The following is a 563-nucleotide window of genomic DNA, read 5'->3' on the forward strand; positions in this document are numbered from 1 at the left end:
GCTCATCTAGTGGGCAACTTTAAGTACTAAACCACAAAGGCAGGTTCGCCCTGCCTTTAGCTTCCGCAAGTAACTCAATAAAGATAATGTTACGATTAGCGTTGGTTTAAATCCCCATACTCGAATTCAATAAGGTGCCTTGATGTTCTCTGCATTGATGCTTTATCAAGAAAGCAAAACAACCGTTGCACACGTAGCGCAAATAGACGAAAGTCAATTGCCTGACGGCGACACAATTGTCGCGGTCGATTATTCATCTATCAATTACAAAGATGGCCTAGCCATTACTGGCAAAGGAAGAATCATTCGCGACTTCCCAATGATTCCGGGTATCGATTTCGCAGGCAGAATTATCGAAACATCAAGCGATGCCTACAACGTTGGAGATTCAGTTGTACTAACCGGCTGGGGTGTAGGTGAAACTCGGGGCGGCGGCTTGGCTGAAAAAGCACGTTTAGACGCAAACCTCCTTGTCCCCTTACCTGAGGGCTTAAGCGCATCTCAAAGTATGATTATTGGTACTGCGGGATTAACTGCAATGCTCTGCGTTGATGCTCTGATAG

The 563-nt window shown here is 45.6% G+C and carries 1 protein-coding gene; it reads left to right on the forward strand.

Annotation, left to right across the window (positions count from 1 at the left end):
* Positions 1-142: 142 nt before the first annotated feature.
* On the forward strand, positions 143-563 hold a 421-nt coding region (locus tag A3738_RS01130), incomplete at its 3' end, for an alcohol dehydrogenase catalytic domain-containing protein (RefSeq protein ID WP_156503862.1).

It is taken from the genome of Oleiphilus sp. HI0066 (assembly GCF_001635725.1).